Raw genomic sequence first — 25285 nt, forward strand, 5'->3', positions numbered from 1 at the left:
ATTGCCTGTCTCCAGAAGTGTCTGGCACTTCCGTCACCTGCCGGGGGTCGGGGTCGGGGTCGTCACGGGGGTGGGACTCTGGGCCGGCGTGAGGGTCGCCGTCGGGTCGGTCGCCGGCGCGGCGGCAGTGGGCGTCGGGGCCGTCGCACCGGCGGACGGGGTGCCGAGGGCCTCGGGGGCGAGGGGCACGGTGGTCTCCCGGAGGGCGGCGGGGCCGGGGACGCCCTTGACGGTGCCGTCCGGGTCGAGGAAGGCCGGGTCGCCGCCGGGGACCATGCCGAGCTCGCGGGCGCGGCGCTGGAGGGCGTCGGGGGCGGAGTAGGCGTCGATGTCCCGTTGCAGGGCCTGTTCCTCGTCGGTGAGGTTCTTGGTCTGCTTCTGCAGGTCGTCGAGTTTGAACGAGCCCTCGCTGAGCGCCGAGTTCAGCACCAGCAGACCGATCAGGCCGCCGCCGAGGAGCAGGACGACGAGCAGGACGAACGGGGTGCGGGCGGCCTGGTTGGCCCGGCCGGCCGGAAAGAGCCGGGCGAGCCGGGCCGCCCGCCCCCGCAGCTCGGGTTTCCTACTCACGTGTCCTCCGGTGGGTCCGGAAACCCCGCTCGCTCACTCGGCTTCCTCCCTGATGCGCTGGGCTCCCCGAAGACGCGCCGGCGCGGCCCGGCGGTTCTCGGCGACCTCTTCCTCGGTGGGAAGTTCGGCACCGCGCGTGAGCAGCTTGAGCCGGGGCTGGTACTGCTCGGGCACGACCGGCAGCCCGGGCGGCGCGGTGATGGCGGCGCCGGCCGCGAACACCTGCTTGACGAGGCGGTCTTCGAGCGAGTGGTACGACAGTACGGCGATCCGGCCGCCGACCGCGAGGGCCTTCACGGCGGCCGGGATCGCCCTTTCCAGGACGGCCAGTTCGCCGTTGACCTCGATGCGCAGCGCCTGGAAGGTGCGCTTGGCCGGGTTGCCGCCGGTGCGCTTGGCGGCCTGCGGGAGCGCGTCCCGGATCAGCTCCACGAGCCGGGCGCTGTTGCTGAACGGCTCCTTCGCACGCTCCCGGACGATCGCCGAGACGATCCGCTTGGCCTGCTTCTCCTCGCCGTACGCGTACAGGACGCGGACGAGGTCGCCGGCCGGGTAGGTGTTGAGCACCTCGGCGGCGCTGATGCCGGTCGTCTGGTCCATGCGCATGTCCAGGGGTGCGTCCTGAGCGTAGGCGAAGCCGCGGCCGGCCTCGTCGAGTTGCATGGAGGAGACACCGAGGTCGAAGAGCACGCCCTGCACGCGCGCGATGCCGAGCCGTTCGAGTACCTCGGGGAGTTCGTCGTAAACGGCGTGCACCAGGGTGGCGCGCTCGCCGAAGGGGGCGAGGCGCTCGCCGGACAGGCGCAGGGCCTCCCTGTCGCGGTCCAGGGCGACCAGGCGGGCCTCGGGGAAGCGGGTCAGCAGCGCCTCGCTGTGGCCGCCGAGGCCGAGGGTGCAGTCGACGACCACGCTGCCCGGCCGCTCCAGGGCGGGTGCCAGCAGATCCAGGCACCGCTGGAGCATCACCGGGACGTGTCGACTCTGGCTCAAGGGGGCCTCTCAGTTCCGGCACGGGGGACGCACCGCCGGGTCCCCGCCCGCTCGGTACGCGCGCCGCGCACGTGGGGAGACGGCCCGGACTCCGCGCCGGGGTCTCCAGGGGATTTCACCAGCGGGGAGAGCCTCGCCTCCCGCTTCGCGTCACTTTAGTCCACCGTGTCGCGCGGTCAATCAACCGGCCTGCGCGGCGCGTACGGCGTCCCGGCCGGGGCAGGGATTCACCGGGAATCACCCGGGCGGCCCCGCTTTGCCCTCCGTGTGGGTTCGCTCACAACAAGCCACGATGACGTTCTTTGTCCCCTCTCACAGGAGGCCGTGACCACCCGTGACCAGTAACGTCATGACTATGACGACTTCCGCAGCAGTTCCCACTGGATCCGAAGGCGCCATAACCACGGACGGCTCCGTGACGGATCGCCTGGTCGACGCCAACCGGACCTACGCGTCCGCCTTCACCGACCCCGGCATGGACGCCCGGCCCGTGCTGCACGTGGCCGTGGTGGCGTGCATGGACGCCCGCCTCGACCTGCACAAGGCGCTCGGCCTGCAGCTCGGCGACTGCCACACCATCCGCAACGCCGGCGGCGTGGTCACCGACGACGTGATCCGCTCCCTCACCATCAGCCAGCACAAGCTCGGCACCCGCAGCATCGTACTGATCCACCACACCGGCTGCGGCCTGGAGGCCCTCACCGAGGACTTCCGCACCGAGCTGGAGATGGAGGTCGGCCAGCGCCCGGCGTGGGCGGTGGAGTCCTTCCGGGACGTCGACCAGGACGTACGGCAGTCCATGCAGCGGGTGCGCACCTCGCCGTTCCTGCTGCACACCGACGACGTCCGCGGCTTCGTCTTCGACGTCCGCACCGGCCTCCTGCGCGAGGTCGACCCGGCCTGACCGGGTCCCCGCCCGGCTGCCCGCGAGGCCTCACCCGGCCGAGCGGCCCGACGGCGCCGACCGCCGGCAGCCGGGCCCCGGACGACCCGCGGCCCGCGGCCGCCCCTCGGGGCCGCCGGGCCGCGTCCTCCTCCCCTGCTTCTCCCCGCCTCGATCCGGGCACCTCGGACCGTCGAGCAGACCGTGCGCCCCGGAACGCGCCCGCCGTAAGCTGTCGACCCGCTGTCGAATAGGTGGTCGAAAGGCCGTAAGACCGACATAGTGCGGGCAGTTGTCCACAGGCGAGTGACACGAATCGGTAACGGCAGCAAGAATGCGGTGTGGGACGTCGCGCGGAACCATTCACGCGTGGTGTCCGTGATTCGGGGTGGGCCGGAGATGCGAGACGGAGCGCCGGCCCGAGCAATAACGGGCCGAGGAGGGCCGGGTGACGACCTATGACGATCGAGCGAGCCTTACTGATCTGACCACCACTGTGGAGCGGGTCCGCAGTTCGGTTGAGGGTGTGATCGAGGGCAAGCCGGAGGTCGTACGGCTTTCGCTGACCGTACTGCTCGCCGAGGGGCATCTTCTGATCGAGGATGTCCCGGGCGTGGGCAAGACGATGCTGGCGAAGGCGTTGGCGCGGTCCATCGACTGCTCGGTGCGGCGCATCCAGTTCACGCCGGACCTGCTGCCCTCGGACATCACCGGTGTGTCCATCTGGGACCAGCAGCGCCGGGACTTCGAGTTCAAACCGGGCGCGATCTTCGCCCAGATCGTGATCGGCGACGAGATCAACCGCGCCTCCCCCAAGACCCAGTCGGCGCTGCTGGAGTCGATGGAGGAGCGGCAGGTCACCATCGACGGGCAGACCTATGAACTGCCCAGCCCGTTCATGGTGGTGGCCACCCAGAACCCGGTCGAGATGGAGGGCACCTACCCGCTGCCCGAGGCCCAGCGCGACCGCTTCATGGCCCGCGTCTCGGTCGGCTACCCCAGCGTCGAGGCCGAGTTGCAGATGCTCGACACCCACGGCTCGGTCAACCCGCTCGACGACCTCCAGCCGGTGGCGCACGCCCATGACGTCGTGAAGCTGATCGAGGCCGTGCGCGGGGTCCATGTCGCCGAGCCGGTCCGCCGGTACGCGGTGGACCTGGTCGCCGCCACCCGCACCCACCCGGACCTCAGACTCGGCGCCTCCCCGCGCGCGACGCTGCACCTGCTGCGCGCGGCGAAGGCGTCCGCCGCCCTGAGCGGCCGGGAGTACGCACTGCCGGACGACGTGCAGGCGCTCGCCGTCGCGGTGCTGGCCCACCGGCTGCTGCCCACCGCCCAGGCCCAGCTCAACCGGCGCACCGCCGAACAGGTCGTCCAGGAGATCCTGCAGTCCACCCCGGTGCCCGCGGCCCCCCAGCAGCAGACCGGCTTCGGCGGTCTCGGCCGGGGCGTGCCGGCGTATCCCCAGCAGCCTCCGCGGAGTCTGTGATGAGCGCCCCGGCGGAGGCCGGCCGCGAGGAGACGGGCGGGATCCGCACGGCCCTGGCCGGGCTGACCACCCGCGGCCGGTCCTTCCTCGCGGCCGGTATCGCGGCGGTGATCTGCGCGTACATACTCGGCCAGGCCGATCTGCGCCGGGTCGGGCTGCTGCTCGCGGTACTGCCGCTGATCTGCGCCACCGTGCTCTACCGCACCCGCTACCGGGTGGCGGGCAGCCGCCGGCTCTCCCCCGCACGGGTGCCGGCCGGCAGCGAGGCCCGGGTCCACCTGCGGATGGACAACGTCTCGCGGCTGCCCACCGGCCTGCTGATGCTCCAGGACCGGGTGCCCTACGTGCTCGGCCCGCGGCCCCGCTTCGTCCTGGACCGGGTGGAGCCCGGCGGCCGCCGCGAGGTGTCCTACCGGGTCCGCTCGGACCTGCGCGGCCGCTATCCGCTGGGTCCGCTCCAGCTGCGCCTGACCGACCCGTTCGGCATGTGCGAACTGACCCGTGCCTTCTCGACGTTCGACACCCTGACCGTCATCCCGCGGGTTGAGCCGCTGCCGCCGATCCGGCTCAGCGGCGAGGCGAAGGGGTACGGCGACGGGCGGCAGCGCTCACTGGCCCTGGCCGGCGAGGACGACGTGATCCCCCGCGGCTACCGTCACGGCGACGACCTGCGCCGCGTGCACTGGCGCTCCACCGCCCGCTACGGCGAGCTGATGGTGCGCCGCGAGGAGCAGCCGCAGCGCGCCCGCTGCACGGTGCTCCTCGACACCCGGGGCGGCGCCTACGAAGGAGCGGGCCCGGACTCGGCGTTCGAATGGGCAGTGTCCGGTGCCGCCTCGGTCCTGGTCCACATGCTCGAACGCGGCTTCTCGGTCCGGCTGTTGACGGACTCCGGCAGCTCGGTGCCCAGCGAGGGCGCCGACGGTTTCGCGGGCTTCGGCCAGGAGTCGGCGGAGGCGGCCGGGCTGCTGATGGACACCCTGGCCGTGATCGACCACTCGGACGGCACCGGCCTGTCCCGGGCCTACGACGTCCTGCGCGGCGGGAACGAGGGGCTGCTGGTGGCCTTCCTGGGCGACCTCGACGAGGAACAGGCGACGGTGGCCGCGAAGATGCGCCAGCGCAGCGGCGGTGCCGTCGCCTTCGTGCTGGACCCGGACGCCTGGGTCAGGGAGCCGACCGACGTGCCCGCGCCCGGCAACGCGCACGAGGAGCGGCTGCGGATGCTGCGCGAGGCCGGCTGGACGGCCCTCGGCGTGGAGCGCGGCGCCTCGATGACCGAGCTGTGGCGGCAGGCCGACCGGGAGCGCAGCGGGCTCGCCGCGCTGGGCGGGGAGGCACGGTGATGAGCGGACGGGCCCGGCTGGCCCTCACCGCGGCGGCGGCGACGCTGATGGCGTCCTGCGCCCTGCTGCCCCTGGTCTCCCCGATGACCTGGCTGTTCCAGGCGGCGTTCCTGGTCGCGGTCCAGACCGGCGTGGGAGCGGCCGCCCGGCGGGTGCCGCTGGCCCGGCCGCTCACCGTGGCCGCGCAGGCCCTGGTCACGCTGCTGACGCTGACCATGGTCTTCGCCCGGGGCCATGCGCTCGCCGGGATGATCCCCGGTCCCGACACCTTCCGCTACTTCGGCGATCTGCTCCAGCAGGGCTCGGAGGACGTCAGCCGGTATGCGATACCCGCGCCGCTGACGCCCGGCATCCGGCTGATGGTGATCGGCGGCGTGCTGGTCGTCGGCCTGGTCGTGGACACGCTCGCGGTGACCTTCCGCAGCGCGGCCCCGGCCGGACTGCCGCTGCTCGCGCTCTACTCGGTGGCGGCGGGCCTGTCCGACGGGCCGACCGACTGGCTGTGGTTCCTGGTGGCGGCGGCCGGCTATCTGATGCTGCTGCTCGCCGAGGGCCGGGACCGGCTCTCGCAGTGGGGCCGGGTCTTCGGCGGGGCCCCGCGCACCCCGGGCGGCCAGGAGAGCGGTGCGGTGGCCCCGGTGCGCACCGGGCGCCGGATCGGCTTCGCCGTGCTGAGCGTCGCCCTCTTCGTGCCGCTCGCGATGCCCTCGATCCAGGGCGGCCTGCTGGACGGCGCCGGGACCGGTGTCGGCGTGGGCGACGGGAACGGCGGCACGATCTCCGCGGTCAACCCGCTGGTGTCGCTGCGGGACAGCCTCAACGTGGACGAGGACCGCCAGGTGCTGTCCGTGCGGACCAGCGCCAACGCCGACGTCTCCGACCTCTACCTGCGGATCGTCTCCCTGGACGACTTCGACGGCACCACCTGGAAGCCGGCCCAGCGGCACATCACCGGCGTGCCGGGCAAGTTCCCGACCCCGGCCGGCCTCGGCGGCGACGTCAAGCGGACGACGGTGAAGTCGACGATCACGGCGGCCGACTGGTACGCCCAGGACTGGCTGCCGATGCCGTACCCGCCGAGCGGGGTGAAGGTGGCCGGCACCTGGCGCTACGAGCCCGTCGGGATGACCCTCGTCGGCGACCACGGGCAGAACACGCGCGGTGAGACCTACCAGGTCACCAGCCTGGACGTGCAGCCGACGGCGGAGCAGCTGGCCGCGGCGCCGGAGCCGTCGGCGGCGATGAAGACGGAGTACACCAAGGTGCCCTCCTCGCTGCCGTCGGTGGTGGCGAAGACGGCGAAGGAGGTCACCGCCGGCTCGGTCAACCACTACGAGCAGGCGGTCAAGCTCCAGGACTACTTCGCGGTGTCCGGCGGCTTCCAGTACGACACGCAGGTGGAGGTCGGCCGGGGCGAGGGCGCGATCGCGAACTTCCTGAAGCAGAAGCGCGGCTTCTGCGTGCACTTCTCCTTCGCGATGGCCGCGATGGCCCGGACGCTGGGCATTCCGGCCCGGGTCGCGGTGGGCTTCGCGCCGGGCACTCCGCAGGCCGACGGCACGGTGTCGGTGGGCCTGAAGGACGCCCACGCCTGGCCGGAGCTGTACTTCGAGGGCGTGGGCTGGACCCGCTTCGAGCCGACCCCGACCCGGGGCACGACGCCGTCGTACACGGTGTCGGACACGCCCGGCTCCTCCGTCCCGGACGAGACCCTGCCGTCCAAGGGCGCCTCGACGGCGCCATCGGCCTCGGCCTCGGCGAGCGAGAGCTGCACGGCCCAGCTGCGCAAGCTGGACGCCTGCGCGAGCCCGTCGGCGGCGGCCGCGGCGCAGAGCGCCGACGGCGGCCCGCCGTGGTGGCAGCTGGCCCTGTGGGCGCTCGGCGGTCTCGCCGTACTGGCGGTGCCGCTGGCGCCGCTGCTGTACCGGCAACGGGCGCGGGCCGGCCGGCTCGGGGCCCACGACCGCACGCCCGAGGGCGTGGCGGCGCACACGCTCGCGGTCTGGCTGGAACTCACCGACACCGCCTGGGACTTCGGCATCCTGCCGGACGAGTCGCAGACCCCGCGCAACGCGGCCGCCCGGATCGTCCGGCTCGGCCGTCTGGATCCGGCCGCGGGGGCTTCGGTGCACCGGGTGGCGGACGCGGTCGAACAGGTGCTGTACGCGCCACGGCCGCGGCTGACGGCGGGCCTCGCGGACGACGTCCGCAAGGTCTCCGCCGCGTTCAACGGCATGGCCGGGGTCCTCGTGCGCCTGCGGGTGCTGTTCGCTCCGCGGTCGGCCGTGCGCGCGGTGTGGGCGGCGTCGGCGGGGTGGGCCCGGCTGCGGGAGCGGGCGGCGGCGGCTCGGCCGACCCTGCGAAAGCCGTCGGGGCAGGAGGGCTGACGGGGGGCGGCGGGGGTGGGGACGCTTACCGGCGCTTGCAGGGTGCCGCCGCGCCCACCCGTGCCGCCCCAGCGGCACGACTGCCCGCAGCCATGTAGCGGGCGCGACCAGCCCACCGGCCTGCCGGCAACGACTGAGGGGTGACCGCCCGGTGGCGGTCACCCCTCAGTCACGCTCTGTTCGGCCTCCCGGCGAAGCCGTCAGTGGCCCTGTTCGTCGCGGCGGCGCTGCCAGCGCTCCTCGATGCGGTCCATCACGGAGCGCTTCGGCCGGTTCTGGCGGCGGGCCTGCGGGCCTCCCGCGGGCTGCTCACCGGGCTTGGGAGCCTTGCGCCAGCCGGTCACGGCGAGGACCGCGCAGCCCAGCATGACGAGGAAGCCCACCACGCTCACCCAGACCTGCTGCACGACCATTCCGGCGATGAGGAGCGCGATACCCACGAGGAAGCCGGCGACCGCCTGGTAGACCCGTCGCCGGGTGTACGTCCGCAGGCCGCTTCCCTCAAGCGCTGTCGCGAACTTGGGGTCTTCGGCGTACAGCGCTCGCTCCATCTGCTCAAGCATTCGCTGCTCGTGCTCCGAGAGCGGCACGGCGTCCTCCTCATCGTGCAGTCGCCGGGGCGACTCGGGGGGTCCCTTCAGGATAGGCAGGGAATCGCCCCCGTGAAACCCGCCCCTCTAGGCCAATTGGCCAACCGAAATCCGCCATGACAGTCCCGGCTCGCTGAAGCTTCCATTCCCCAGGAGCCGCCCCGTCATGCCGGGCGATCTCCCTCGATCATACGGCGCAAACCCCTCGATCGGGGGGCCTGTGGCGTACTCCATCCGCTGTCGAGCCCCTGATCAGCGGGCTCGTCCCAGGACCCTCTCAGACCCCGGCGGCACCCGGTGTCTCGCCGAGCACGTGGAGCTGGGTGGCGACGGCGTGGAAGGCGGGGAGCTCGGCCGCGGCGGCCTCCAGCTTGAGCAGGGCGTCGAGGGCGCCGGGCTCGGTGTCCACCAGGACGCCGGGGACCAGGTCGGCGAAGACCCGCACGCCGTGCACGGCGGCGACGGCCAGGCCCGCGCCCTCGACCAGGCCGGTGAGCTGCTCCGCGGTGAAGCGGCGCGGCATCGGGTCACCCTCGCCCCAGCGGCCCTCGGGGTCCTCCAGGGCCTGCTTGGCCTCCTTGAAGTGGCCGGCGAGGGCACGGGCGACCACAGCTCCGCCGAGCCCGGCGGCGAGGAGGCTGAGGACGCCCTCGGAGCGCAGCGCGGCCACCGTGTTGCGCACGCCCTGGGCCGGGTCGTCGACGTACTCCAGGACGCCGTGGCACAGCACCACGTCGTGGCCGCCGCGCTCGACCACGTCGAACAGGCCGAGGACGTCGCCCTGGACGCCCTTGACCCGGTCGGCCACGCCCGCCTCGGCGACGCGGCGCTCCAGCGCGAACAGCGCGTTCGGGCTGGGGTCGACGACGGTGACGCGGTGGCCGAGGCGGGCCAGGGGGACGGCGAAGTTGCCGCTGCCGCCGCCGGTGTCCAGGACGTCCAGCGCGTCCCGGCCGGATGCCTTGACCCGGCGGTCGAGGGCGTCCTGGAGGACCTCCCAGACCACGGCGGTACGGAGAGAGGCGCGGGGTCGAGTGGGGTCCGGCACGGCAGTTGACTCCTCGGCGCGGCACCGCCTGTTGCCCGGCGGCGCGAACTCGGTGCCTCCCCGGCCCGGGTGCGGGAGGAAGGAAGGCTTCAGGCGCTCTCCACCCTATTGCCTCGGCACCTGATTGCCGCCGCCGCCTTGCCTGGTCATCCCGCGTCGGGCAGCTCCCTCCCCGGGTCGCCGGCCGGCCGCTCGCCGTCCTCTCGGCGCGGCTGGGGCAGCACCGGCTGGAGGACGAGCATCCGTTCGGCGATGCGGAGGAACATCGCCACGTCGCGTATCAGGTCGTCGGCGTCCCGGCGGGTGGCCGCACCCTGGATGCCGGCCTCGGCGCGGGCCCGGCGGCGGGCGCCGGAGGCGAACAGGGCGCTCCACTCGGTGAGCTCGGGCGCGACCTCGGGGAGCACCTCCCAGGCGCTGCGGATCCGGGCCCGGCGCCGGGGCGAGGTCTCGGGGCGGGCGCGGGCGGCGAGCACGGCGGCCGCGGTGCGCAGGGCTGCCAGGTGGGCGGTCGCGTAGCGCTCGTTGGGGGTGTCGAGCAGCTCGGCCTCGTCCAGCGCGGCGCGGGCCTGGGTGAGCAGGTCGAGGGCGGCGGGCGGGGCCGTGGCCCGGCGGAGCACGGGGTGCACATCGCTCGCCGGGCCGGTCAGTGAGGGGGCAGGGCCGGTGGCGCGGCGCCGGTGGGCGGCCGCCGCTGACGAGTTGGCCATGACGAACCTCCTGTCGTCTCAGTGACGGCGCCCTCACACGGGGTGCCGTATGTGCCCATCGTGGGGTATGGCACTGACAATCCGTTCTGACCTGGTCTTTTGCCTCGATCGCGAGTTCGGGGTAGTTTTTGCACTGACCAGTCAGTTCAAAAACGATGCCGCAGGGGGGACCTGTGCACGGCGTACCTGTCACAGCCGAGCGCCTCGGGCTCAGGGGCCCGCGGGGCTGGCCGTTCCGCGGGGTCTGCCTGGACGCCGGGCCGGGCGCGCTGATCGTGGTGGAAGGGCCGTCCGGCTCCGGCCGCACGTGTCTGCTGCTCGCGCTCACCGGCCGGATGCGGGCAACCGAGGGCACCGCGAACGTCGGCGGGGCCCGGCTGCCCAAGCAGCTCGCGGCCGTACGGCGGATCAGCGCGGTGGCCAACATGGCCGGAGTCACCGACCTCGAACCCGCCCTGACCGTCGGCGAGCACCTGCGCGAACAGGCTCTGCTGCAGCGCCGGTTCGGCGACTCCCTGCGCGCGCTGCTGCGGCCTCGCGCGGAGCGGCGGGCGCGGGCGCAGCAGCGGATCGACGACGCCCTGGCCGCCGCGGGGCTCGACCTTCGGTCGCTGCCGAAGGGCCCCCGGACCGCCGTACGGGATCTGGAGCGGATCGAGGAGCTGCGGCTGTCCGTGGCGCTGGCGCTGGTCGGGAAGCCGCGGCTGCTGGCCGTGGACGACGCCGACCTGAAGCTGTCGCAGGCCGAACGGGGCAAGATACGGACGCTGTTGGCGTCGATCGCCGCGTCCGGGACGACGGTGGTGGCGGTGTGCGGGGAGGCACCGGAGGGGGCTCTCGTCGTCCGCACCGGGAACGCGGAGGCATCACAAGGGGAGGAGGCCGGCGATGCGCTCGCCGCGACTGGCCGCGCTTGAGCTCAGGCGCTTCGGACGGGGCAGGCTGCCACGCGCGGCCCTGGTGGCCCTGCTGGTGCTGCCGCTGCTGTACGGCGCGCTGTACCTGTGGTCGTTCTGGGATCCGTACGGCCGCCTCGACCGCGTCCCCGTGGCGCTCGTGAACGACGACAAGGGGGCGACCGCGAGCGGCAGCCGGATCACCGCGGGCGACGACATCGTCGCCGGGCTCAGGGACAGCAAGACCTTCGACTGGCACGAGGTGAGCGCGGCCGAGGCCCGCCGGGGCGTCGAGGACGGCACGTACTACCTGTCGCTGACCATGCCCGCCGACTTCAGCGCGCGCATCGCCTCCAGTGCCGGCGACTCCCCGGAGACCGGCGCGCTCCAGGTGCGCACGAACGACGCGAACAACTACATCGTCGGGCAGATCTCCCGCACGGTCTTCAACGAGGTGCGCTCGGCCGCGTCCGCCAAGGCGTCCCGGTCCTTCCTGGACCGGATCTTCATCTCGTTCTCCGACATCCACGGGCAGACCGTGCGGGCCGCCGAGGGCGCCGACACGCTCGCCGGTGGCATCGGGAAGGCCGAGCAGGGGTCGAAGGACCTCGCGGACGGCCTGTCGGACGCCAAGACCGGCAGCGGGAAGCTCGCCAAGGGGATCAGGAAGCTCGACGCGGGCGCGGGGACGCTGGCGGACGGCTCGCGGCAGGTCGCGGACGGCACCCAGGTGTTGGCGGACCAGGTCAACGGCGTCTACGGCAAGGTCGGCCCGTACCTGGCGAAGAACGAGAAGACCATCGGTGACACCGCCCGGCTGGTCGCCGACTCGGCCGGGACCGTACGCGACAACCTGGGTGTCCTCGTGAAGACCGCCCCGGCGGCCGCGAAGACCGCGCACGCGGCCGCGGACACCCTGGACGGGATCTACACGGCTCGCTGCCCGGCGCAGCCGCCGGCCGACTCGGTCTGCCCCGACCTGAAGAAGGCCAGGGACGCGGCGGACGACGTGGCGTCGGTCGCCGACGACCTCAACACGCTGATCGCCGACCAGAACGGCGACCTGAGGACGCTCGACGCGAACCTCGGCACGCTCCAGACGCAGGCGCAGGCCCTCGCCGACCGCGCCCCGCACCTCTCCGAGGACGTCACCGACGCCGTCACGAAGATCAACAAGCTGAACGACGGCGCGGCCCAGGTCGCCGCGGGCGCCGCGAAGCTGCACACCGGCCTCGGCACCGCCACCACCGGCGCCACCGGCCTCGACGCGGGCATAGGGAAGCTCAAGGCCGGCGCCTACGACCTCGACGGCGGGCTCTACAAGCTCGTCGACGGCTCCAACACCCTCGCCGGCGGCCTGCACGACGGGGCGCGCAAGATCCCCGACTACGACAAGCAGGACCGCGACCGGCGCACCGGGGTCATGGCCGACCCGGTCCAGCTCGCCTCGCAGGACCTGCACAAGGCGCCCAACTACGGCACCGGCTTCGCCCCTTACTTCATTCCGCTGTCCCTGTGGGTCGGCGCGATGGTCGCCTACATGCTGATCCAGCCGCTCAACCGGCGGGCCCTGGCGGCCGGTTCGGCGGCCTGGCGGATCGCGCTGGCGGGCTGGCTGCCGGTGGTCGCGGTCGGGGTGCTGCAGACGACCGCCCTGATGGCCGTACTGCACTGGGGGATCGGGCTCCAGATGGTGCGCGCGGCCGGGACGGTCGGGTTCCTGTTCCTGGTGGCGGCCTGCTTCGCGGCGATCGTCCAGTGGCTGAACGCACGCTTCGGGGCGGCGGGGCGGATCCTGGTCCTCGCCCTGCTGATGCTCCAGCTGACCTCGGCCGGCGGCACGTATCCCGTGCAGACCAGTCCGGGCTTCTTCAACGCGATCCACCCGTTCCTGCCGATGAGCTACGTCGTGGCGGCGCTGCGGCGGCTGATCACGGGCGGCGGGCTGGGGCCGGTGTGGCAGGCCTGCGCCGTCCTGGTGGCGTTCACGGCGGGTGCCCTGGCGCTCACCGCGGTGTCCGCCCGGCGCCGCCAGGTCTGGACGCTGGACCGCCTCCATCCCGAACTGAGTCTGTGAGGCCGCCATGACCTCCTCTTCCGTGCCCGCTCGGGCCGCCGTTCCTGTGAGAATCGGAACCATGGAAAGCAGCAGCACCACGGGCGGCAGCACACGTCGTGAGGCCACCCGGCAGAAGCTCTACGAGGCCGCCGTCACGCTCATCGCCGAGCAGGGCTTCTCCGCCACCACGGTGGACGAGATCGCCGAACGGGCAGGCGTCGCGAAGGGCACCGTCTACTACAACTTCGCGAGCAAGTCGGTCCTCTTCGAGGAGTTGCTGCGGCACGGTGTGGGCCTGCTCACCGCGTCCCTGAGAGACGCCGCGGAGCAGACCGCCCGGGAGGGCGGCAGCCGGGTCGACGCCCTGGACGCGATGGTCCGCGCGGGCCTCGTCTTCATCGACCGCTACCCGGCCTTCACGCAGCTCTACGTGGCGGAGCTGTGGCGCACCAACCGGGCCTGGCAGTCGACGCTGATGGTGGTCCGGCAGCAGGCCGTCGCGGTCGTCGAGGGCGTGCTGCGCGAGGGTGTGGAGAACGGCGAGTTCAGCGACGAGATCGACGTCCAGCTGACGGCGGCCGCGCTGGTCGGGATGGTGCTGGTGGCGGCCCTGGACTGGAAGTCCTTCCAGCCGGAGCGCTCCCTGGACGACGTCCACGCGGCCCTGTCCCGGCTGCTGCAGGGACGGGTGAGCGGGAAGGGCTGAGCCCTTCCCGCCTTTCGTGCGCCCCCGTTTTCCCCCGGGTCCCCTCTCCCCCGTGTCTCGCTTCCGCCGACGCGAATCGGCGGAAGGAGCGGTCAAGGGCGCGGTCACCGTTCCGCCGCCCCGTGTCGGCGGTGCCGGACCCGCGCCCTGTTCCGTGCCTCCACTGTCTCGTTCACGCAGGTCGCGGCCCATCCGCGCGCGTACTCAACTCGGCGCCTAGGTACGCGTACTCAGGTGTGCGCACCCAGGCCCAGGACGTACGGCCGCCCACTGGTTACGATCGCGTCCGTGTCGGTACTCCCCTTGGTCTTCACCAGCGGCTGGGCCAGCGGAATCAACGCGTACGCGGTGGTGCTGCTGCTCGGTCTCTTCGGCGCGACGGGCCTGAGCGACGACGTCCCCGAGACGCTGCAGCGCCCCGAGGTGCTGATCGTCGCGGGCGTGCTGTTCCTGTGCGAGGCGGTCGCCGACAAGATCCCGTACGTCGACTCGGCGTGGGACTCGGTGCACACGGTGATCCGGCCGGTGGCGGGCGCCTGGGTCGGGGCGCTGCTCGCCGGGCACAGCGGCTCGCTCCCGGACGTGGCGGCCGGGCTGGTGGGCGGTTCCACGGCGCTGGCCAGCCACACCGTGAAGGCCGGCACCCGCATGGCGATCAACACCTCGCCGGAGCCGTTCAGCAACATCGTGGTGAGCCTGGCGGAGGATCTCGGGGTCGCCGGGATCGTGACGTTCGCGATGTTCCATCCGCTGGCGGCGGCGATCATCGCTGCGGTGCTGCTGGCGAGCGGCCTGATCGTGCTGGTGTTCCTGGTCTCCCGGATCCGGCGGTTCTGGCGCCGCCGCGCCCAGCGCCGGGAGGAACGGCGGCTCGCGGCGCAGGTGGAGCGGCCACCCGGCTGACGGGCCGCCGGGCCGGACTGTCAGTGGCGGTCGATAAAGTCGTGGGCATGGGACGGATTGCGGTGATCGGCGCCGGGATGGGCGCCATGGCGGGGGCCGCCCGGCTGGCCGTCGCGGGCCACCGGGTGACGGTGTACGAGCGTACGGAGACGTACGGCGGCCAGGTGCGCCGGTTCGAGCGGGACGGGTTCGCCTTCGACACCGGCCCCGGACTGCTGCCGCTGCCGGCCGTGTACCGCGATCTGTTCGTCAAGACCGGCAGGGAGCCGCTGGAGGACTGCGTCGAACTGGTCCAGGTGGACCCGTCGGTGCGGCACGTCTTCGCGGACGGCACGGAGGTGTCCCTGCCGAACGCGTCCCGCGCGGGCGTCGTCACCGCCCTGGACGAGGCGCTGGGGGCCGGTGCCGGGCAGCGCTGGGGCGACTTCCTGGTGCGGGCCCGGGAGGCCTGGGACCGCACCCGCCGCCCGCTCCTGGAGGAGCCGCTGTGGCCGAACTGGCAGGTGCTGGCCGAGCGCGAGCCGTACCCGTCAATCCCGCACAAGAAGCTGCTGCGCACGCGCCGGGCCACGACGCTGGCCGAGATCGGCGCGTGGGAGCTGCGCGACGAGCGGCTGGCCGCCCTCCTGAACAGCCACGCGCTCGCGTACGGCCTCAACCCCCGTGACACGCCGGCGAGCGCGGCCGTGCTGCCGTACCTGGAGCACGCCTTCGGCACCTGGTATGTGCGCGGCGGGCTGCGGGAGTTGGCGCGTGCGGTGTACGAGCGGTGCGTGCAGCGGCGGGTCGAGTTCGTCTTCGGTGCCGAGGTCACGGCGGTGCTGGCGAAGGACGGCCGCGCGGCGGGGGTGGAGCTCGCCGACGGCTCTGTGATCGACGTGGACCATGTGGTGGCCGGAGTGGATCCGGTGCGGCTCGACGCGCTCACGCGGCTGACGGGGTGCCGGCTCGACGCCGACGGCGATGTGCGGGCCGACAGGAAGCCGGCGCGCCCGGGCCGCCTCACCGTGCTGCTCGCGCTCCGTGGCGGGCCCGGGGCCGGTACCGCGCACCGCACGATCGTGCACGCCCCGGACGGCGAGACCGAGCTGGACCTGCTGACCGCGCCCGGCGGCGACCGGCCGGTGCGCCCCACGGTGACGGTGCTGCGCCCCGACGACCCGGCGCTCAGACCGGACGACGACCACGAGTCCGTGGTGTTGTCGGCGGTGCTGTCGGCCGAGGCCGGCTGGGAGAAGGACGGCACGGCCCGGGCCTGCACGGACTTCCTCCTCGAAGCCGCCGAAGCCGCCGTCCCGGGGCTCCGGGAGCGCCTGCTCTGGCACGAGACGCGGCTGCCGGAACACGCCACGGGCACCCCGGAGTTCGGGGAGGTCTCGGCTCCCGCCCTCGCCGCCGGCAAGGGACGTTTCCTGCATCCGGCCAACACCACTCGGCTCCCGGGGTTGTACCGGGTGGGCGGCTGGTCACACCCCGGTGGCGGGCTCGCGCACGCCGGCATGTCGGGGGCGCTGGTGGCCGGACTGATCGTGGAGGGGCCGGAGTTCCGCGGCTCGCAGTGAGCCGGGCTCCTCGGGACGGCTTCAGAAACGGTACTGCTGCTCGTCGTACCCGTTGCCCTGCTGGCTCTCCTGGCCCTGTCCGTCGCCCTGGTAGGGGTACGGCTGCTCCTGCGGGAGTTCGCCGCCGTACGTCTCGTCGGCGCGCTGCTGCGGGACCCAGACACCACCGGCCGGGGTCTCGCCGAAGCCGCCGGTGCCGTACTGGCCCTGGGCGTACCCCTGCTGGTCGTACTGCTGGGTGCCGTACGACGACTGGTCGTACCCCTCGCCGCCGTAGGTCTGGTTGCCGATGTACGGGTCGGAGTAGTTGGCGTACTGCTGCTGGCCGCCGCTCGTGTCGTAGCCGTACTGCTGCTGGCCGTAACCGGAGTAGTCGTAGGCGTAGTTCTGGTCGGTGCCCTGGGCGGCGTACGCCTGGTCCTGGCCGGCGGTCGCGTAGGCGGCCTGCTGGTCGCCGGCGGCGTAGCCGGAGTCGCGGTAGACGCCGTAGGAGCCGGTGTCGTCGGGCAACGGCTGCGGCTCGTACACCGCGGTCGACTCGGCCGCGCCGGGCTCCATGGTGCGGGCCGCCGGGGTGAAGACGTCGTCACGGTCGTAGTCGTCACCGCCGTAGGACGGCGTGCCGCCCGTGGCGTAGCCGCCCTGCTGCTCGGCGTAGGCGGCGTCGGCCGCGTCCGGGTCGGTGGCTTCCAGGCCCGGGTCCTGGTCCGGCTCGCCGCGGCGGCGCTTGGTCAGGCCGCCGCCGTCACCCTCCGCACCCGGGCGCTTGACGGCCCAGCCCGCCTCGAAGCCGCGGCGGAACGACAGCGTGACGTAGGTCTGGCCGACCGCGAAGGCGATCGCGCCCACGCCGATGACGATCACAGACGGGATCAGGACACCGAAGACGACCCCGAGGAAGCCCACGAAGGCGAGCAGCCGCCAGCGCAGCCGCGCCTTGTACTGCAGCAGTACCTCGCCGAGCAACCACAGTGCGACGATGCCGAACGCTACGTAGAGGACCGTCCAGCCCATGTACGCCCCTCCTCCAGTGACCGCTACGCAGTGTGTCGTACTCCGGTGCGGCCGGTCTAGGCCTGCGGGGGATGGTGCAGGCCCAGGTTCTCGTAGATCTCCAGCGTCGCCGTGGAGCTGTTCAACGTGATGAAGTGCAGTCCGGGCACTCCCTCGGCCAGCAGCCGGGCGCAGAACTCCGTGGCGTGTTCGATGCCAATGGAGCGTACCGCCGCCGGATCGTCTTTGGCTGTGAGGATCCGCTCTTTCAGGGCGTCCGGGAAGGCCGCGTTGCTGAGTTTGGGCAGCCGTTCCAGCATCTTCACACTGGTGACCGGCAGAATTTCCGGGATGACCGGAGTTTCACAGCCGGCCGCGGCGACCGAGTCGCGAAGGCGAAGATACGACTCGGGCTGGAAGAACATCTGCGTGATGGCGTAGTCGGCGCCCGCGCGGCACTTGTCGACGAAGTGCCGGACGTCGGTGTCCCAGTCGTCGGAGCGCGGGTGCATCTCCGGGAACGCGGCGACGCCCACGCAGAAGTCGCCCGACTCCTTGATGAGCCGGACGAGTTCGGCCGCGTAGGTCAGCCCTCGCGGGTGCGCCACCCACTCGCCCATCGGGTCGCCGGGCGGGTCGCCGCGCACCGCGAGCATGTTGCGGATCCCGGCGTCCGCGTACTGGCCGATGATGTTCCGCAGCTCGGCCAGCGAGTGGTCGACCGCGGTGAGGTGGGCGACCGGGGTGAGCGTGGTGTCGGCGACGATCTGCTCGGTCTCCTTGACGGTGCCCGCGCGGGTGGAGCCGCCGGCGCCGTAGGTCACGGAGACGAAGTCGGGAGCGACCGCCTCGACCCGCCGGAGCGCGCTCCACAGGTTCCGCTCACCCTTGGGGGTCTTCGGCGCCGAGAACTCGAACGAGTACGTGATCTTGCCGGTGGCGAGCATGTCGCGCACGGTGCGTGCGCGGTCAGTCCTGGTGGATGCGGTTCCGAGGGCCATACCCGCAGGTTAGTCAGGGGTGGACGGTCACCCAACCGAACTCGGGATATTTGCCCGAATTGTCGACCTCGCGTCCGGATACTGGACAAGTTTCCGGACAGCGCCCCCCTGCGCGCTACCGCGAGCGCAGCCGCTCGGCGAACTCGGCCGCCGCCGCGCCCGGGTCGCCGGCGGCGGTGAGCGCGCGGACCACGACCACCCGGCGGGCGCCCGCGTCCAGCACCTGGTCGAGGTTGCCGAGGTCGATGCCGCCGATGGCGAACCAGGGGCGGTCGGTACCCAGGGCGGCGGTGTACCGCACCAGGCCGAGGCCGGGGGCGGGGCGGCCGGGCTTGGTGGGGGTGGGCCAGCAGGGGCCGGTGCAGAAGTAGTCCACACCGTCCTGCACGGCGGCCGCGGCGGCCTCCGGCTCGGCGTGCGTGGAGCGGCCGATCAGGACGTCCGGGCCGAGGATCGCGCGGGCGGCCGGGACCGGCAGGTCACCCTGGCCGAGGTGGAGCACGTCGGCGCCGGCCGCGTGGGCCACGTCCGCGCGGTCGTTGACCGCGAGCAGCTTGCCGTGCCGGGCGCAGGCGTCGGCGAACACGGCGAGGTGCTCCAGCTCCTCGCCGGCCTCCAGGCCCTTGTCGCGCAACTGCACGATGTCGACACCGCCCGCCAGGACCGCGTCCAGGAACCCGGCGAGGTCGCCCTGCTCCTTGCGGGCGTCCGTGCACAGGTAGAGCCGGGCGTCGGCCAGCTGGGCGCGGGCGGTGTCGGTCATCGGTTATCCCCCGTTGTGTCAGTACTGGTCGCCTCAGACGGCGAGCGCCTGGGCGCGGCGCTTCACCTCCGTGCCGCGATTCTCGCTGAGCGCCTGCGCGGGGGTGCCGGGCAGGGTGGCGTCGGGGGTGAAGAGCCACTCCAGCATCTCTTCGTCCGTGAAGCCGTCGTCCCGCAGGAGCGTCAGGGTCCCGGACAGGCCCTTGACGACCTTGTCCCCGTCGATGAAGGCGGCGGGGACGTGCAGCGCCCTGTTCTCACCGCGGCGGACGGCGATGAGCTGGCCCTCCTTGACCAGCTGCCGCACGCGGGTCACCTCGACGTCCATCATTTCCGCGATGTCGGGGAGGTTGAGCCAGGCGGGGACGAGAGCATCGATCTTTGCGTCAATCTCGGTCACGGGATCTAGGGTAGGCGCTCCGACGAGCGGGCCGCGATGGCAGTGCCGGGACGGGTCGTGGTTCGGGTGCGGCGCCACGGGGGCTGGTCGCGCCCACGCGGCGGAGCCGCACATGTCACGGCCCCGCCCCTATCGGGGCGCTGTAGTCGCGTTCTTCAAAGGGCGGGCCGGGTCGGACAGGGCCTCGGCGTCCATACGGGTACCCGCCTCGATCAGGCGGCGGCCCTGGGCCAGGTCCCGGGGGCGGCCTACCGCCAACAGGGCTACCAGGCGGTCCTCGCGCAGCCAGCAGACGCTCCAGGACGGGCCGGTCGGGTCGCCGCGCCAGACCATGCGGTCGGCCGCGGCGTGGTGGCCGGCGTACTGGACGAAGCGGCCGAACTGTTCGGACCAGAAGTACGGGACCGGGTCGTAGACGGCGTCGGTCTCGCCGAGGATGTTGGCGGCGACCGTGCGGGGGCCCTGGAGGGCGTTGTCCCAGTGGTGGACCAGCAGGCGCTCGCCGTAGCGGCCGGACGGGAAGGAGGCGCAGTCGCCGACCGCGTAGACCTCGGGGGCGGTGGTGCGCAGGCGGTCGTCGGCCAGCACCTCGCGATGCGCGCCCAGCTCGATGCCGGAGCCGGTCAGCCAGGCCGTGGCGGGGCGGGCGCCGATGCCCACCACGACGGCGCCCGCGGGCAGCCGCGAGCCGTCGTCGAGCACCACAGCGCCGGGCTCGACGCGCGCCACGCGCGCGTGCGTGCGCAGTGCGGTGCCGCTGTCCGCGTACCAGGCGGCCATCGGCGCGGCGACCTCGGCGGGAAGCGCTCCCGCGAGCGGGCGGTCGGCGGCCTCCACGACGGTCACCGCGCAGCCGGCCTCGCGGGCCGCGGTGGCGAACTCGGCGCCGATCCAGCCCGCACCGACGACCACGATGTCGTGCTGCCGGGCGAGTACGGGCCGCAGCCGCTCGGCGTCGTCCAGGGTGCGCAGCAAGTGGACGCCGGGCACGCCCTCGGTGCCGGGCAGCGTGATCGGCTCGGCACCGGTGGCAAGGACCAGGACGTCGTAGGGCACCGGTCCGGCCTCGGTGTCCAGCTCGTGGTCGGCGGTGCGCACGCCCAGCGCCTCGCGGCCGAGCGCCAGCTCGATGCCGAGCGCCTCGAAGTCGACCTCGAAGGCGGAGCCCTCCGACTTGCCGAGCAGCACGGCCTTGGAGAGCGGCGGCCGGTCGTACGGCTGGTGCGGCTCGGCGCCGATCAGTGTGACGGTGCCGGTGAATCCCTGCTCGCGCAGGGCGACGGCGGTCTGCACCCCGGCCATGCCCGCGCCCACGACGACCACGCGCCGTGCCTGTGACGTGCCCCGTCGCTGCGTCTGCTCGCTCACCTGATCACCATAGACAAGAACGATAGACAACTGACAAAGAGTCAGTCAGGGGTCGTGGCGAGTGACCTGTTGCACAGCGCCGTCCGAGGCCGTCTTACAAGGGTGGAGCCGCGCGGGCTAGGGTGGCGGGGAAGCACACGCGGGAGCCCGGACGCACCGGGCTGAGAGGGAGGCTGGCGGCCTCCGACCGTACGAACCTGATCCGGGTCATGCCGGCGAAGGGAGGGGCTGGACGCCCATGTCCTCACGTACGTCCGACGTCCTCGTCATCGGGGGCGGGATCATCGGCCTGGTCACGGCCTGGCGAACGGCTCAGCGCGGGCTCGCCGTCACCGTGGTCGACCCCGGGCCCGGCGGCGGGGCCGCGCAGGTGGCGGCCGGGATGCTGGCCGCGGTCACCGAACTGCACTACGGCGAGCAGACCCTGCTGGGGCTCAACCTGGCCTCGGCCCACCGCTATCCCGGCTTCGCCGCCGAGCTGACCGAACTCACCGGCCACGACCTCGGCTACCGGCGCTGCGGCACCCTCGCGGTCGCGCTGGACGCCGACGACCGGGCCCATCTGCGCGAGCTGCACGCCCTCCAGCAGCAGTCGGGCCTGGAGTCCGAATGGCTGTCCGGGCGGGAGTGCCGGCGCCTGGAGCCGATGCTCGCGCCGGGCGTGCGCGGCGGGCTGCGGGTGGACGGCGACCACCAGATCGACCCGCGTCGGCTGGCGGCCGCGCTGGTGGCCGCGGGCGAGCGGGCCGGGGTGGTGTTCCACCGCGACTGGGCGGAGCGGCTGGAGGTGGTCAGGGAGCGGGCCGCCGGTGTCGTCACCCGCGCGGGTGAGGCGCTGGGCGCGGATCAGGTGGTACTCGCCGGCGGAAGCCTGAGCGGGAGGCTGGCGGGCGTCCCCGACGAGGTGCGGCCGCCGGTGCGGCCGGTGAAGGGGCAGGTGCTGCGGCTGACCGTGCCCGCGCGGTACGCGCCGTTCCTCAGCCGGACCGTACGGGCCGTGGTGCGCGGCGGGAACGTCTACCTGGTGCCCCGGGAGAACGGCGAACTGGTCGTCGGCGCGACCAGCGAGGAGCTGGGCTGGGACACGACGGTCACGGCGGGCGGCGTGTACGAGCTGCTGCGCGACGCGCACGAGCTGGTGCCCGGCATCACCGAGCTGCCCCTGACCGAGACCCGGGCCGGACTGCGCCCCGGCTCCCCCGACAACGCGCCGCTGCTCGGGCCGACCCGCCTCGACGGGCTGCTGCTGGCCACCGGGCACTACCGCAACGGGGTGCTGCTCACACCGGTCACGGGGGACGTGATGGCGGAGCTGCTGGCCGGCGGCGAGCTGCCGCCGGAGGCCCGTCCGTTCACGCCGAAGCGGTTCGACCCCGTCCCCGCCGTACTCGTGGAGCAGACCGTATGAACATCTCCGTCACCATCTCCGTCAACGGGGAGCGCCGGGAGATCGCCCCGGGCACCGCGCTCGACACCCTCGTACGGTCCCTCACGGCGGCGCCGTCCGGCGTGGCCGCGGCCGTCAACGAGACCGTCGTGCCGCGCGGTCAGTGGGCGGCGACCGGGCTCGCCGAAGGTGACCGCGTGGAAGTTCTCACCGCCGTGCAGGGAGGCTGAGCCATGGCCGACGATCCGTTCGTCCTCGGGGGTACGACGTTCTCCTCCCGGCTGATCATGGGGACCGGGGGTGCGCCCAGCCTGGAGGTGCTGGAACGGGCGCTCGTCGCGTCCGGCACCGAGCTGACCACGGTGGCGATGCGGCGGGTGGATCCGGGGGTACGGGGCTCCGTGCTGTCGGTCCTCGATCGGCTGGGGATCCGGGTGCTGCCGAACACGGCGGGGTGCTACACCGCCGGGGAGGCCGTGCTGACCGCCCGGCTGGCGCGGGAGGCGCTGGGAACCTCCCTGATCAAGCTGGAGGTCATCGCCGACGAGCGGACGCTGCTGCCGGATCCGGTGGAGCTGCTGGACGCGGCGGAGACGCTGGTGGACGACGGGTTCACGGTGCTGCCGTACACGAACGACGATCCGGTGCTGGCCCGGAAGCTGGAGGACGTGGGGTGCGCGGCGGTGATGCCGCTCGGGTCGCCGATCGGCTCCGGGCTCGGGATCCGCAACCCGCACAACTTCCAGCTGATCGTCGAGCACGCCCGGGTGCCGGTGATTCTGGACGCGGGAGCCGGTACGGCGTCGGACGCGGCGCTGGCGATGGAGCTGGGGTGCGCCGGGGTGATGCTGGCGTCGGCGGTGACCCGGGCGCAGGATCCCGAGCGGATGGCGTTCGCCATGCGGGCCGGGGTGGAGGCGGGGCGGCTGGCCCGGCTGGCGGGCCGGATTCCCCGCCGGTACCTCGCGGAGGCGTCGTCTCCGGCGGAGGGCCTGGCCGTGCTGGACCCCGAGCGCCCCGCGTTCTGAGCGCCGGTCCGCTCCCGTCTGCTCTCCCACCCACGCACCGCCCGAAACGGTTCGTTGGAGGGCCGGACTCTCCCGTGGGGGCCGATCGCCGTCGGCGGCTGCGGGAAGGGGGAGAAAGCACGCCCGGGGGTGATCACCATCGGCGCCTGCGGGTGGGTGCGTATTTCAGCCGGGTGTGAAGCGTCACAGGTGCGCTGCAGTCCTCCGGGGTAAGCGGTCTCACCAGTGGGGGTGTCAGCCGGTGCTCGTACACTCGCTGCGTGGATACGACCCTTCAGGACCCCCTCGTCGGGCAGGTGCTCGACGGCCGTTATCGCGTCGACGCGCGGATCGCCGTCGGCGGGATGGCCACGGTGTACCGGGCCCTGGACATCCGGCTGGACCGGGTCCTCGCGCTGAAGGTGATGCACCCGGCGCTCGCCGCCGACGCGTCCTTCGTCGACAGGTTCATCCGGGAGGCCAAGTCGGTCGCCCGGCTGGCCCACCCCAATGTCGTCCAGGTCTTCGACCAGGGGGCCGACCGGTCGTATGTGTATCTCGCCATGGAGTACGTGGCCGGCTGCACCCTGCGTGACGTGCTGCGCGAGCGCGGCGCGCTGCAGCCGCGGGCCGCGCTGGACATCCTGGAGCCGGTGCTGGCCGCGCTGGGCGCCGCGCACCGCGCCGGGTTCGTGCACCGGGACATGAAGCCCGAGAACGTGCTGATAGGGGACGACGGGCGGGTCAAGGTCGCCGACTTCGGGCTGGTGCGGTCGGTGGACTCCGTGACCAGCACGACCGGCGCCGTGCTCGGCACCGTGTCGTACCTCGCGCCCGAGCAGGTCGAGAGCGGAGCCGCCGACCCGCGTGTCGACGTGTACGCGTGCGGTGTCGTGCTGTACGAGATGCTCACCGGGCAGAAGCCGCACGACGGGGACTCGCCCGCGGTCGTCCTGTACAAGCATCTGCACGAGGACGTGCCGGCGCCGTCCGCCGTCGTGCCGGGGCTGGCCTATGAGCTGGACGAGCTGGTCGCGCTCGGGACCGCCCGCAATCCCGAGGTCCGGCCGTACGACGCGGTCGCGCTGCTCGCCCTGCTGCGGGAGACGCGCGACGCGCTCGGTGCCGAGCAGCTGGACGCCGTACCACCGCAGGCGCTGGCTCAGGCGCATGACATCGCCGGGGACCGGACCAGTGTCATACCCCGGTCGCTGACAGTGCCCCGGCCTCTGCCGGTCAACGAGGAGGACGAGGGGGTACTGCGGACCAGCAGGTTCGAGGCGCCGCCCGTTCCTGACCGGCGACGCGGAGGACGCCGGTCCCGGCGCGGGCTGGTGACGCTCGTCATCGCCGTGCTGATCGTCTTCGGCGCCGGCGCCGGCGTCTGGTACATCAACTCCGGGCAGTTCACCAAGGTCCCGCCGCTGCTGTCGAAGAGCGAGGCCCAGGCCACCGCGCGGCTGAAGGCGGCCGGGCTCGACGTCGGATCGGTCGAGCACGCCTACAGCGACACGGTGAAGCGGGGCACCGTGATCAGCACCGACCCGGCGGCCGGCGAGCGGATCCGCAGCAACGACTCGGTGGCGCTCACCATCTCGGACGGCCCCGAGACGGTGAACGTGCCGGACACGCAGGGCCGGACGCTGGCCGGGGCGAAGGCGCTGCTGACCGCCGACGGGCTCGAACCGGGCATGGTGACCCGGGAGTTCAGCGAGAGCGTGCCCAAGGGGTCGGTCATCTCCACTGATCCGGGGGCGGGCACCAAGCGGCACGCGGGGGCCGCGATCGCGCTCGTCGTCAGCAAGGGTGCCCCGGTCGACGTCCCGGACGTCACCGGCGACGACCTGGAGGACGCCCGGCAGGAGCTTCAGGAGGCCGGGCTGAAGGTGACGGTCTCCGCCACCGAGATCAACTCCGAGTACGACCAGGGGCAGGTCGCCCGGCAGACCCCGGCCGGCGACGCGCAGGCCGCCGAGGGCGACACGGTGACGCTGACCCTGTCCAAGGGCCCCGAGCTGGTCGAGGTGCCGAACGTGGTCGGGGCGAGCGTCGACGCCGCGACCAAGCTGCTGGAGCAGTCCGGTTTCCAGGTCAGGGAGAACCGCGGGCTGCTCGGGCTGTTCGGCGACACCGTGAAGAAGCAGTCGGTGGACGCCGGGGAGCAGGCGCCCAAGGGGTCGACGATCACCATCACCATCCGGTGACGGGGTGCCGGCCGCGCCGTGACA

The 25285-nt window shown here is 73.0% G+C and carries 23 protein-coding genes and 1 riboswitch; of the genes, 13 read left to right on the forward strand and 10 right to left on the reverse strand.

Features of this window, described 5'->3' with window-relative positions; all coding sequences use genetic code 11:
• Positions 1 to 33: 33 nt before the first annotated feature.
• Entirely contained in the window at positions 34 to 570 is a 537-nt protein-coding gene (locus tag OHB00_RS14230) for a septum formation initiator family protein (RefSeq protein WP_406434839.1), read from the reverse strand.
• Positions 571 to 603: 33 nt separating this feature from the next.
• On the reverse strand, positions 604 to 1560 hold the full coding sequence (gene rsmH, locus OHB00_RS14235; RefSeq protein ID WP_406434841.1) for a 16S rRNA (cytosine(1402)-N(4))-methyltransferase RsmH: 957 nt from the start codon (positions 1558 to 1560) through the stop codon (positions 604 to 606).
• A gap of 355 nt (positions 1561 to 1915) precedes the next feature.
• On the opposite strand from rsmH, the gene OHB00_RS14240 reads away from it, so the two are divergent.
• The 4 genes from OHB00_RS14240 to OHB00_RS14255 all read left to right on the forward strand — a co-directional run bounded on the left by OHB00_RS14240 (position 1916) and on the right by OHB00_RS14255 (position 7665).
• Positions 1916 to 2464 (forward strand): beta-class carbonic anhydrase, encoded by a 549-nt coding sequence (locus OHB00_RS14240; RefSeq protein WP_406434843.1) that lies wholly within the window; start codon positions 1916 to 1918, stop codon positions 2462 to 2464.
• A gap of 427 nt (positions 2465 to 2891) precedes the next feature.
• Positions 2892 to 3932 carry an AAA family ATPase gene (locus tag OHB00_RS14245; protein ID WP_406434845.1) on the forward strand — a complete coding sequence of 347 codons (1041 nt, stop codon included), beginning with the start codon at positions 2892 to 2894 and terminating at the stop codon, positions 3930 to 3932.
• Positions 3932 to 5278, forward strand: a complete 1347-nt coding sequence (locus tag OHB00_RS14250; protein WP_406434847.1) for a DUF58 domain-containing protein — start codon at positions 3932 to 3934, stop codon at positions 5276 to 5278. The genes OHB00_RS14245 and OHB00_RS14250 overlap by 1 nt, the downstream gene beginning before the upstream one ends.
• A complete protein-coding gene (locus OHB00_RS14255) occupies positions 5278 to 7665 on the forward strand; it encodes a DUF3488 and DUF4129 domain-containing transglutaminase family protein (protein ID WP_406434849.1) in 2388 nt (795 codons plus the stop codon). Before OHB00_RS14250 ends, OHB00_RS14255 begins: the two co-directional genes overlap by 1 nt.
• 200 nt (positions 7666 to 7865) lie before the next feature.
• On the opposite strand, the gene OHB00_RS14260 is transcribed toward OHB00_RS14255, so the two are convergent.
• The 3 genes from OHB00_RS14260 to OHB00_RS14270 form a co-directional block, all read right to left on the reverse strand.
• Positions 7866 to 8255 carry a DUF3040 domain-containing protein gene (locus OHB00_RS14260; protein WP_406434851.1) on the reverse strand — a complete coding sequence of 130 codons (390 nt, stop codon included), beginning with the start codon at positions 8253 to 8255 and terminating at the stop codon, positions 7866 to 7868.
• A gap of 277 nt (positions 8256 to 8532) precedes the next feature.
• Positions 8533 to 9303, reverse strand: a complete 771-nt coding sequence (locus OHB00_RS14265) for a methyltransferase (protein WP_406434853.1) — start codon at positions 9301 to 9303, stop codon at positions 8533 to 8535.
• Between the two features lie 146 nt (positions 9304 to 9449).
• Positions 9450 to 10013, reverse strand: coding sequence for an SAV_6107 family HEPN domain-containing protein (locus OHB00_RS14270; RefSeq protein WP_406434855.1), 564 nt, complete (start codon positions 10011 to 10013; stop codon positions 9450 to 9452).
• A 155-nt stretch (positions 10014 to 10168) separates the two neighbouring features.
• Between OHB00_RS14270 and OHB00_RS14275 the strand changes: the two genes are divergently transcribed.
• The 5 genes from OHB00_RS14275 (at position 10169) to OHB00_RS14295 (ending at position 16139) form a co-directional block, all read left to right on the forward strand.
• A complete protein-coding gene (locus OHB00_RS14275; RefSeq protein ID WP_406434857.1) occupies positions 10169 to 10930 on the forward strand; it encodes an ATP-binding cassette domain-containing protein in 762 nt (253 codons plus the stop codon).
• Positions 10902 to 12986 carry a YhgE/Pip family protein gene (locus tag OHB00_RS14280; protein ID WP_406434859.1) on the forward strand — a complete coding sequence of 695 codons (2085 nt, stop codon included), beginning with the start codon at positions 10902 to 10904 and terminating at the stop codon, positions 12984 to 12986. Before OHB00_RS14275 ends, OHB00_RS14280 begins: the two co-directional genes overlap by 29 nt.
• Before the next feature lie 61 nt (positions 12987 to 13047).
• On the forward strand, positions 13048 to 13674 hold the full coding sequence (locus OHB00_RS14285; protein WP_383720216.1) for a TetR/AcrR family transcriptional regulator: 627 nt from the start codon (positions 13048 to 13050) through the stop codon (positions 13672 to 13674).
• Between the two features lie 288 nt (positions 13675 to 13962).
• Positions 13963 to 14577 (forward strand): DUF4126 domain-containing protein, encoded by a 615-nt coding sequence (locus OHB00_RS14290; protein WP_406434861.1) that lies wholly within the window; start codon positions 13963 to 13965, stop codon positions 14575 to 14577.
• Positions 14578 to 14624: 47 nt separating this feature from the next.
• On the forward strand, positions 14625 to 16139 hold the full coding sequence (locus OHB00_RS14295) for a phytoene desaturase family protein (RefSeq protein WP_406434863.1): 1515 nt from the start codon (positions 14625 to 14627) through the stop codon (positions 16137 to 16139).
• Between the two features lie 21 nt (positions 16140 to 16160).
• Here the strand turns inward: OHB00_RS14295 and OHB00_RS14300 are convergent, their stop codons facing one another.
• The 5 genes from OHB00_RS14300 to OHB00_RS14320 all read right to left on the reverse strand — a co-directional run bounded on the left by OHB00_RS14300 (position 16161) and on the right by OHB00_RS14320 (position 20663).
• Positions 16161 to 17153: a hypothetical protein gene (locus tag OHB00_RS14300; RefSeq protein WP_406434865.1), complete on the reverse strand. Its 993-nt coding sequence runs from the start codon at positions 17151 to 17153 to the stop codon at positions 16161 to 16163.
• 56 nt (positions 17154 to 17209) lie between these two features.
• Positions 17210 to 18133 (reverse strand): methylenetetrahydrofolate reductase [NAD(P)H], encoded by a 924-nt coding sequence (metF, locus tag OHB00_RS14305; protein WP_406434867.1) that lies wholly within the window; start codon positions 18131 to 18133, stop codon positions 17210 to 17212.
• A 115-nt stretch (positions 18134 to 18248) separates the two neighbouring features.
• Positions 18249 to 18896 carry a thiamine phosphate synthase gene (gene thiE / locus OHB00_RS14310; protein WP_406434869.1) on the reverse strand — a complete coding sequence of 216 codons (648 nt, stop codon included), beginning with the start codon at positions 18894 to 18896 and terminating at the stop codon, positions 18249 to 18251.
• A 33-nt stretch (positions 18897 to 18929) separates the two neighbouring features.
• Positions 18930 to 19295, reverse strand: a complete 366-nt coding sequence (locus tag OHB00_RS14315) for an Rv2175c family DNA-binding protein (protein WP_406434871.1) — start codon at positions 19293 to 19295, stop codon at positions 18930 to 18932.
• Positions 19296 to 19424: 129 nt separating this feature from the next.
• A complete protein-coding gene (locus OHB00_RS14320; protein ID WP_406434873.1) occupies positions 19425 to 20663 on the reverse strand; it encodes an NAD(P)/FAD-dependent oxidoreductase in 1239 nt (412 codons plus the stop codon).
• Between the two features lie 129 nt (positions 20664 to 20792).
• Positions 20793 to 20904, forward strand: a riboswitch (TPP riboswitch).
• Between OHB00_RS14320 and thiO the strand changes: the two genes are divergently transcribed.
• The 4 genes from thiO (at position 20902) to pknB (ending at position 25261) form a co-directional block, all read left to right on the forward strand.
• Positions 20902 to 22071, forward strand: coding sequence for a glycine oxidase ThiO (gene thiO / locus OHB00_RS14325; protein WP_406434875.1), 1170 nt, complete (start codon positions 20902 to 20904; stop codon positions 22069 to 22071). It overlaps the preceding riboswitch by 3 nt.
• Positions 22068 to 22280 (forward strand): sulfur carrier protein ThiS, encoded by a 213-nt coding sequence (thiS, locus tag OHB00_RS14330; protein WP_406434877.1) that lies wholly within the window; start codon positions 22068 to 22070, stop codon positions 22278 to 22280. Before thiO ends, thiS begins: the two co-directional genes overlap by 4 nt.
• Before the next feature lie 3 nt (positions 22281 to 22283).
• Positions 22284 to 23078 carry a thiazole synthase gene (locus tag OHB00_RS14335; RefSeq protein ID WP_406434879.1) on the forward strand — a complete coding sequence of 265 codons (795 nt, stop codon included), beginning with the start codon at positions 22284 to 22286 and terminating at the stop codon, positions 23076 to 23078.
• A 260-nt stretch (positions 23079 to 23338) separates the two neighbouring features.
• The gene (gene pknB, locus OHB00_RS14340; protein ID WP_406434881.1) at positions 23339 to 25261 is read left to right on the forward strand and encodes a Stk1 family PASTA domain-containing Ser/Thr kinase; all 1923 of its coding nucleotides are present in this window, start codon (positions 23339 to 23341) and stop codon (positions 25259 to 25261) included.
• Positions 25262 to 25285: the final 24 nt, after the last annotated feature.

The sequence above is a fragment of the Streptomyces sp. NBC_00631 genome, from assembly GCF_045206895.1.
Lineage (GTDB): Bacteria > Actinomycetota > Actinomycetes > Streptomycetales > Streptomycetaceae > Streptomyces.

Coding starts and splice junctions, on each gene's coding strand:
- OHB00_RS14240 (WP_406434843.1), top strand. CDS start 1,916: ATGACGACTTCCGCAGCAGTTCCCACTGGATCCGAAGGCGCCATAACC.
- OHB00_RS14250 (WP_406434847.1), top strand. CDS start 3,932: ATGAGCGCCCCGGCGGAGGCCGGCCGCGAGGAGACGGGCGGGATCCGC.
- OHB00_RS14255 (WP_406434849.1), top strand. CDS start 5,278: ATGAGCGGACGGGCCCGGCTGGCCCTCACCGCGGCGGCGGCGACGCTG.
- OHB00_RS14270 (WP_406434855.1), bottom strand. CDS start 10,013: ATGGCCAACTCGTCAGCGGCGGCCGCCCACCGGCGCCGCGCCACCGGC.
- OHB00_RS14275 (WP_406434857.1), top strand. CDS start 10,169: ATGCCGCAGGGGGGACCTGTGCACGGCGTACCTGTCACAGCCGAGCGC.
- OHB00_RS14280 (WP_406434859.1), top strand. CDS start 10,902: ATGCGCTCGCCGCGACTGGCCGCGCTTGAGCTCAGGCGCTTCGGACGG.
- OHB00_RS14285 (WP_383720216.1), top strand. CDS start 13,048: ATGGAAAGCAGCAGCACCACGGGCGGCAGCACACGTCGTGAGGCCACC.
- OHB00_RS14295 (WP_406434863.1), top strand. CDS start 14,625: ATGGGACGGATTGCGGTGATCGGCGCCGGGATGGGCGCCATGGCGGGG.
- OHB00_RS14300 (WP_406434865.1), bottom strand. CDS start 17,153: ATGGGCTGGACGGTCCTCTACGTAGCGTTCGGCATCGTCGCACTGTGG.
- metF (WP_406434867.1), bottom strand. CDS start 18,133: ATGGCCCTCGGAACCGCATCCACCAGGACTGACCGCGCACGCACCGTG.
- thiE (WP_406434869.1), bottom strand. CDS start 18,896: ATGACCGACACCGCCCGCGCCCAGCTGGCCGACGCCCGGCTCTACCTG.
- thiO (WP_406434875.1), top strand. CDS start 20,902: ATGTCCTCACGTACGTCCGACGTCCTCGTCATCGGGGGCGGGATCATC.
- thiS (WP_406434877.1), top strand. CDS start 22,068: ATGAACATCTCCGTCACCATCTCCGTCAACGGGGAGCGCCGGGAGATC.
- OHB00_RS14335 (WP_406434879.1), top strand. CDS start 22,284: ATGGCCGACGATCCGTTCGTCCTCGGGGGTACGACGTTCTCCTCCCGG.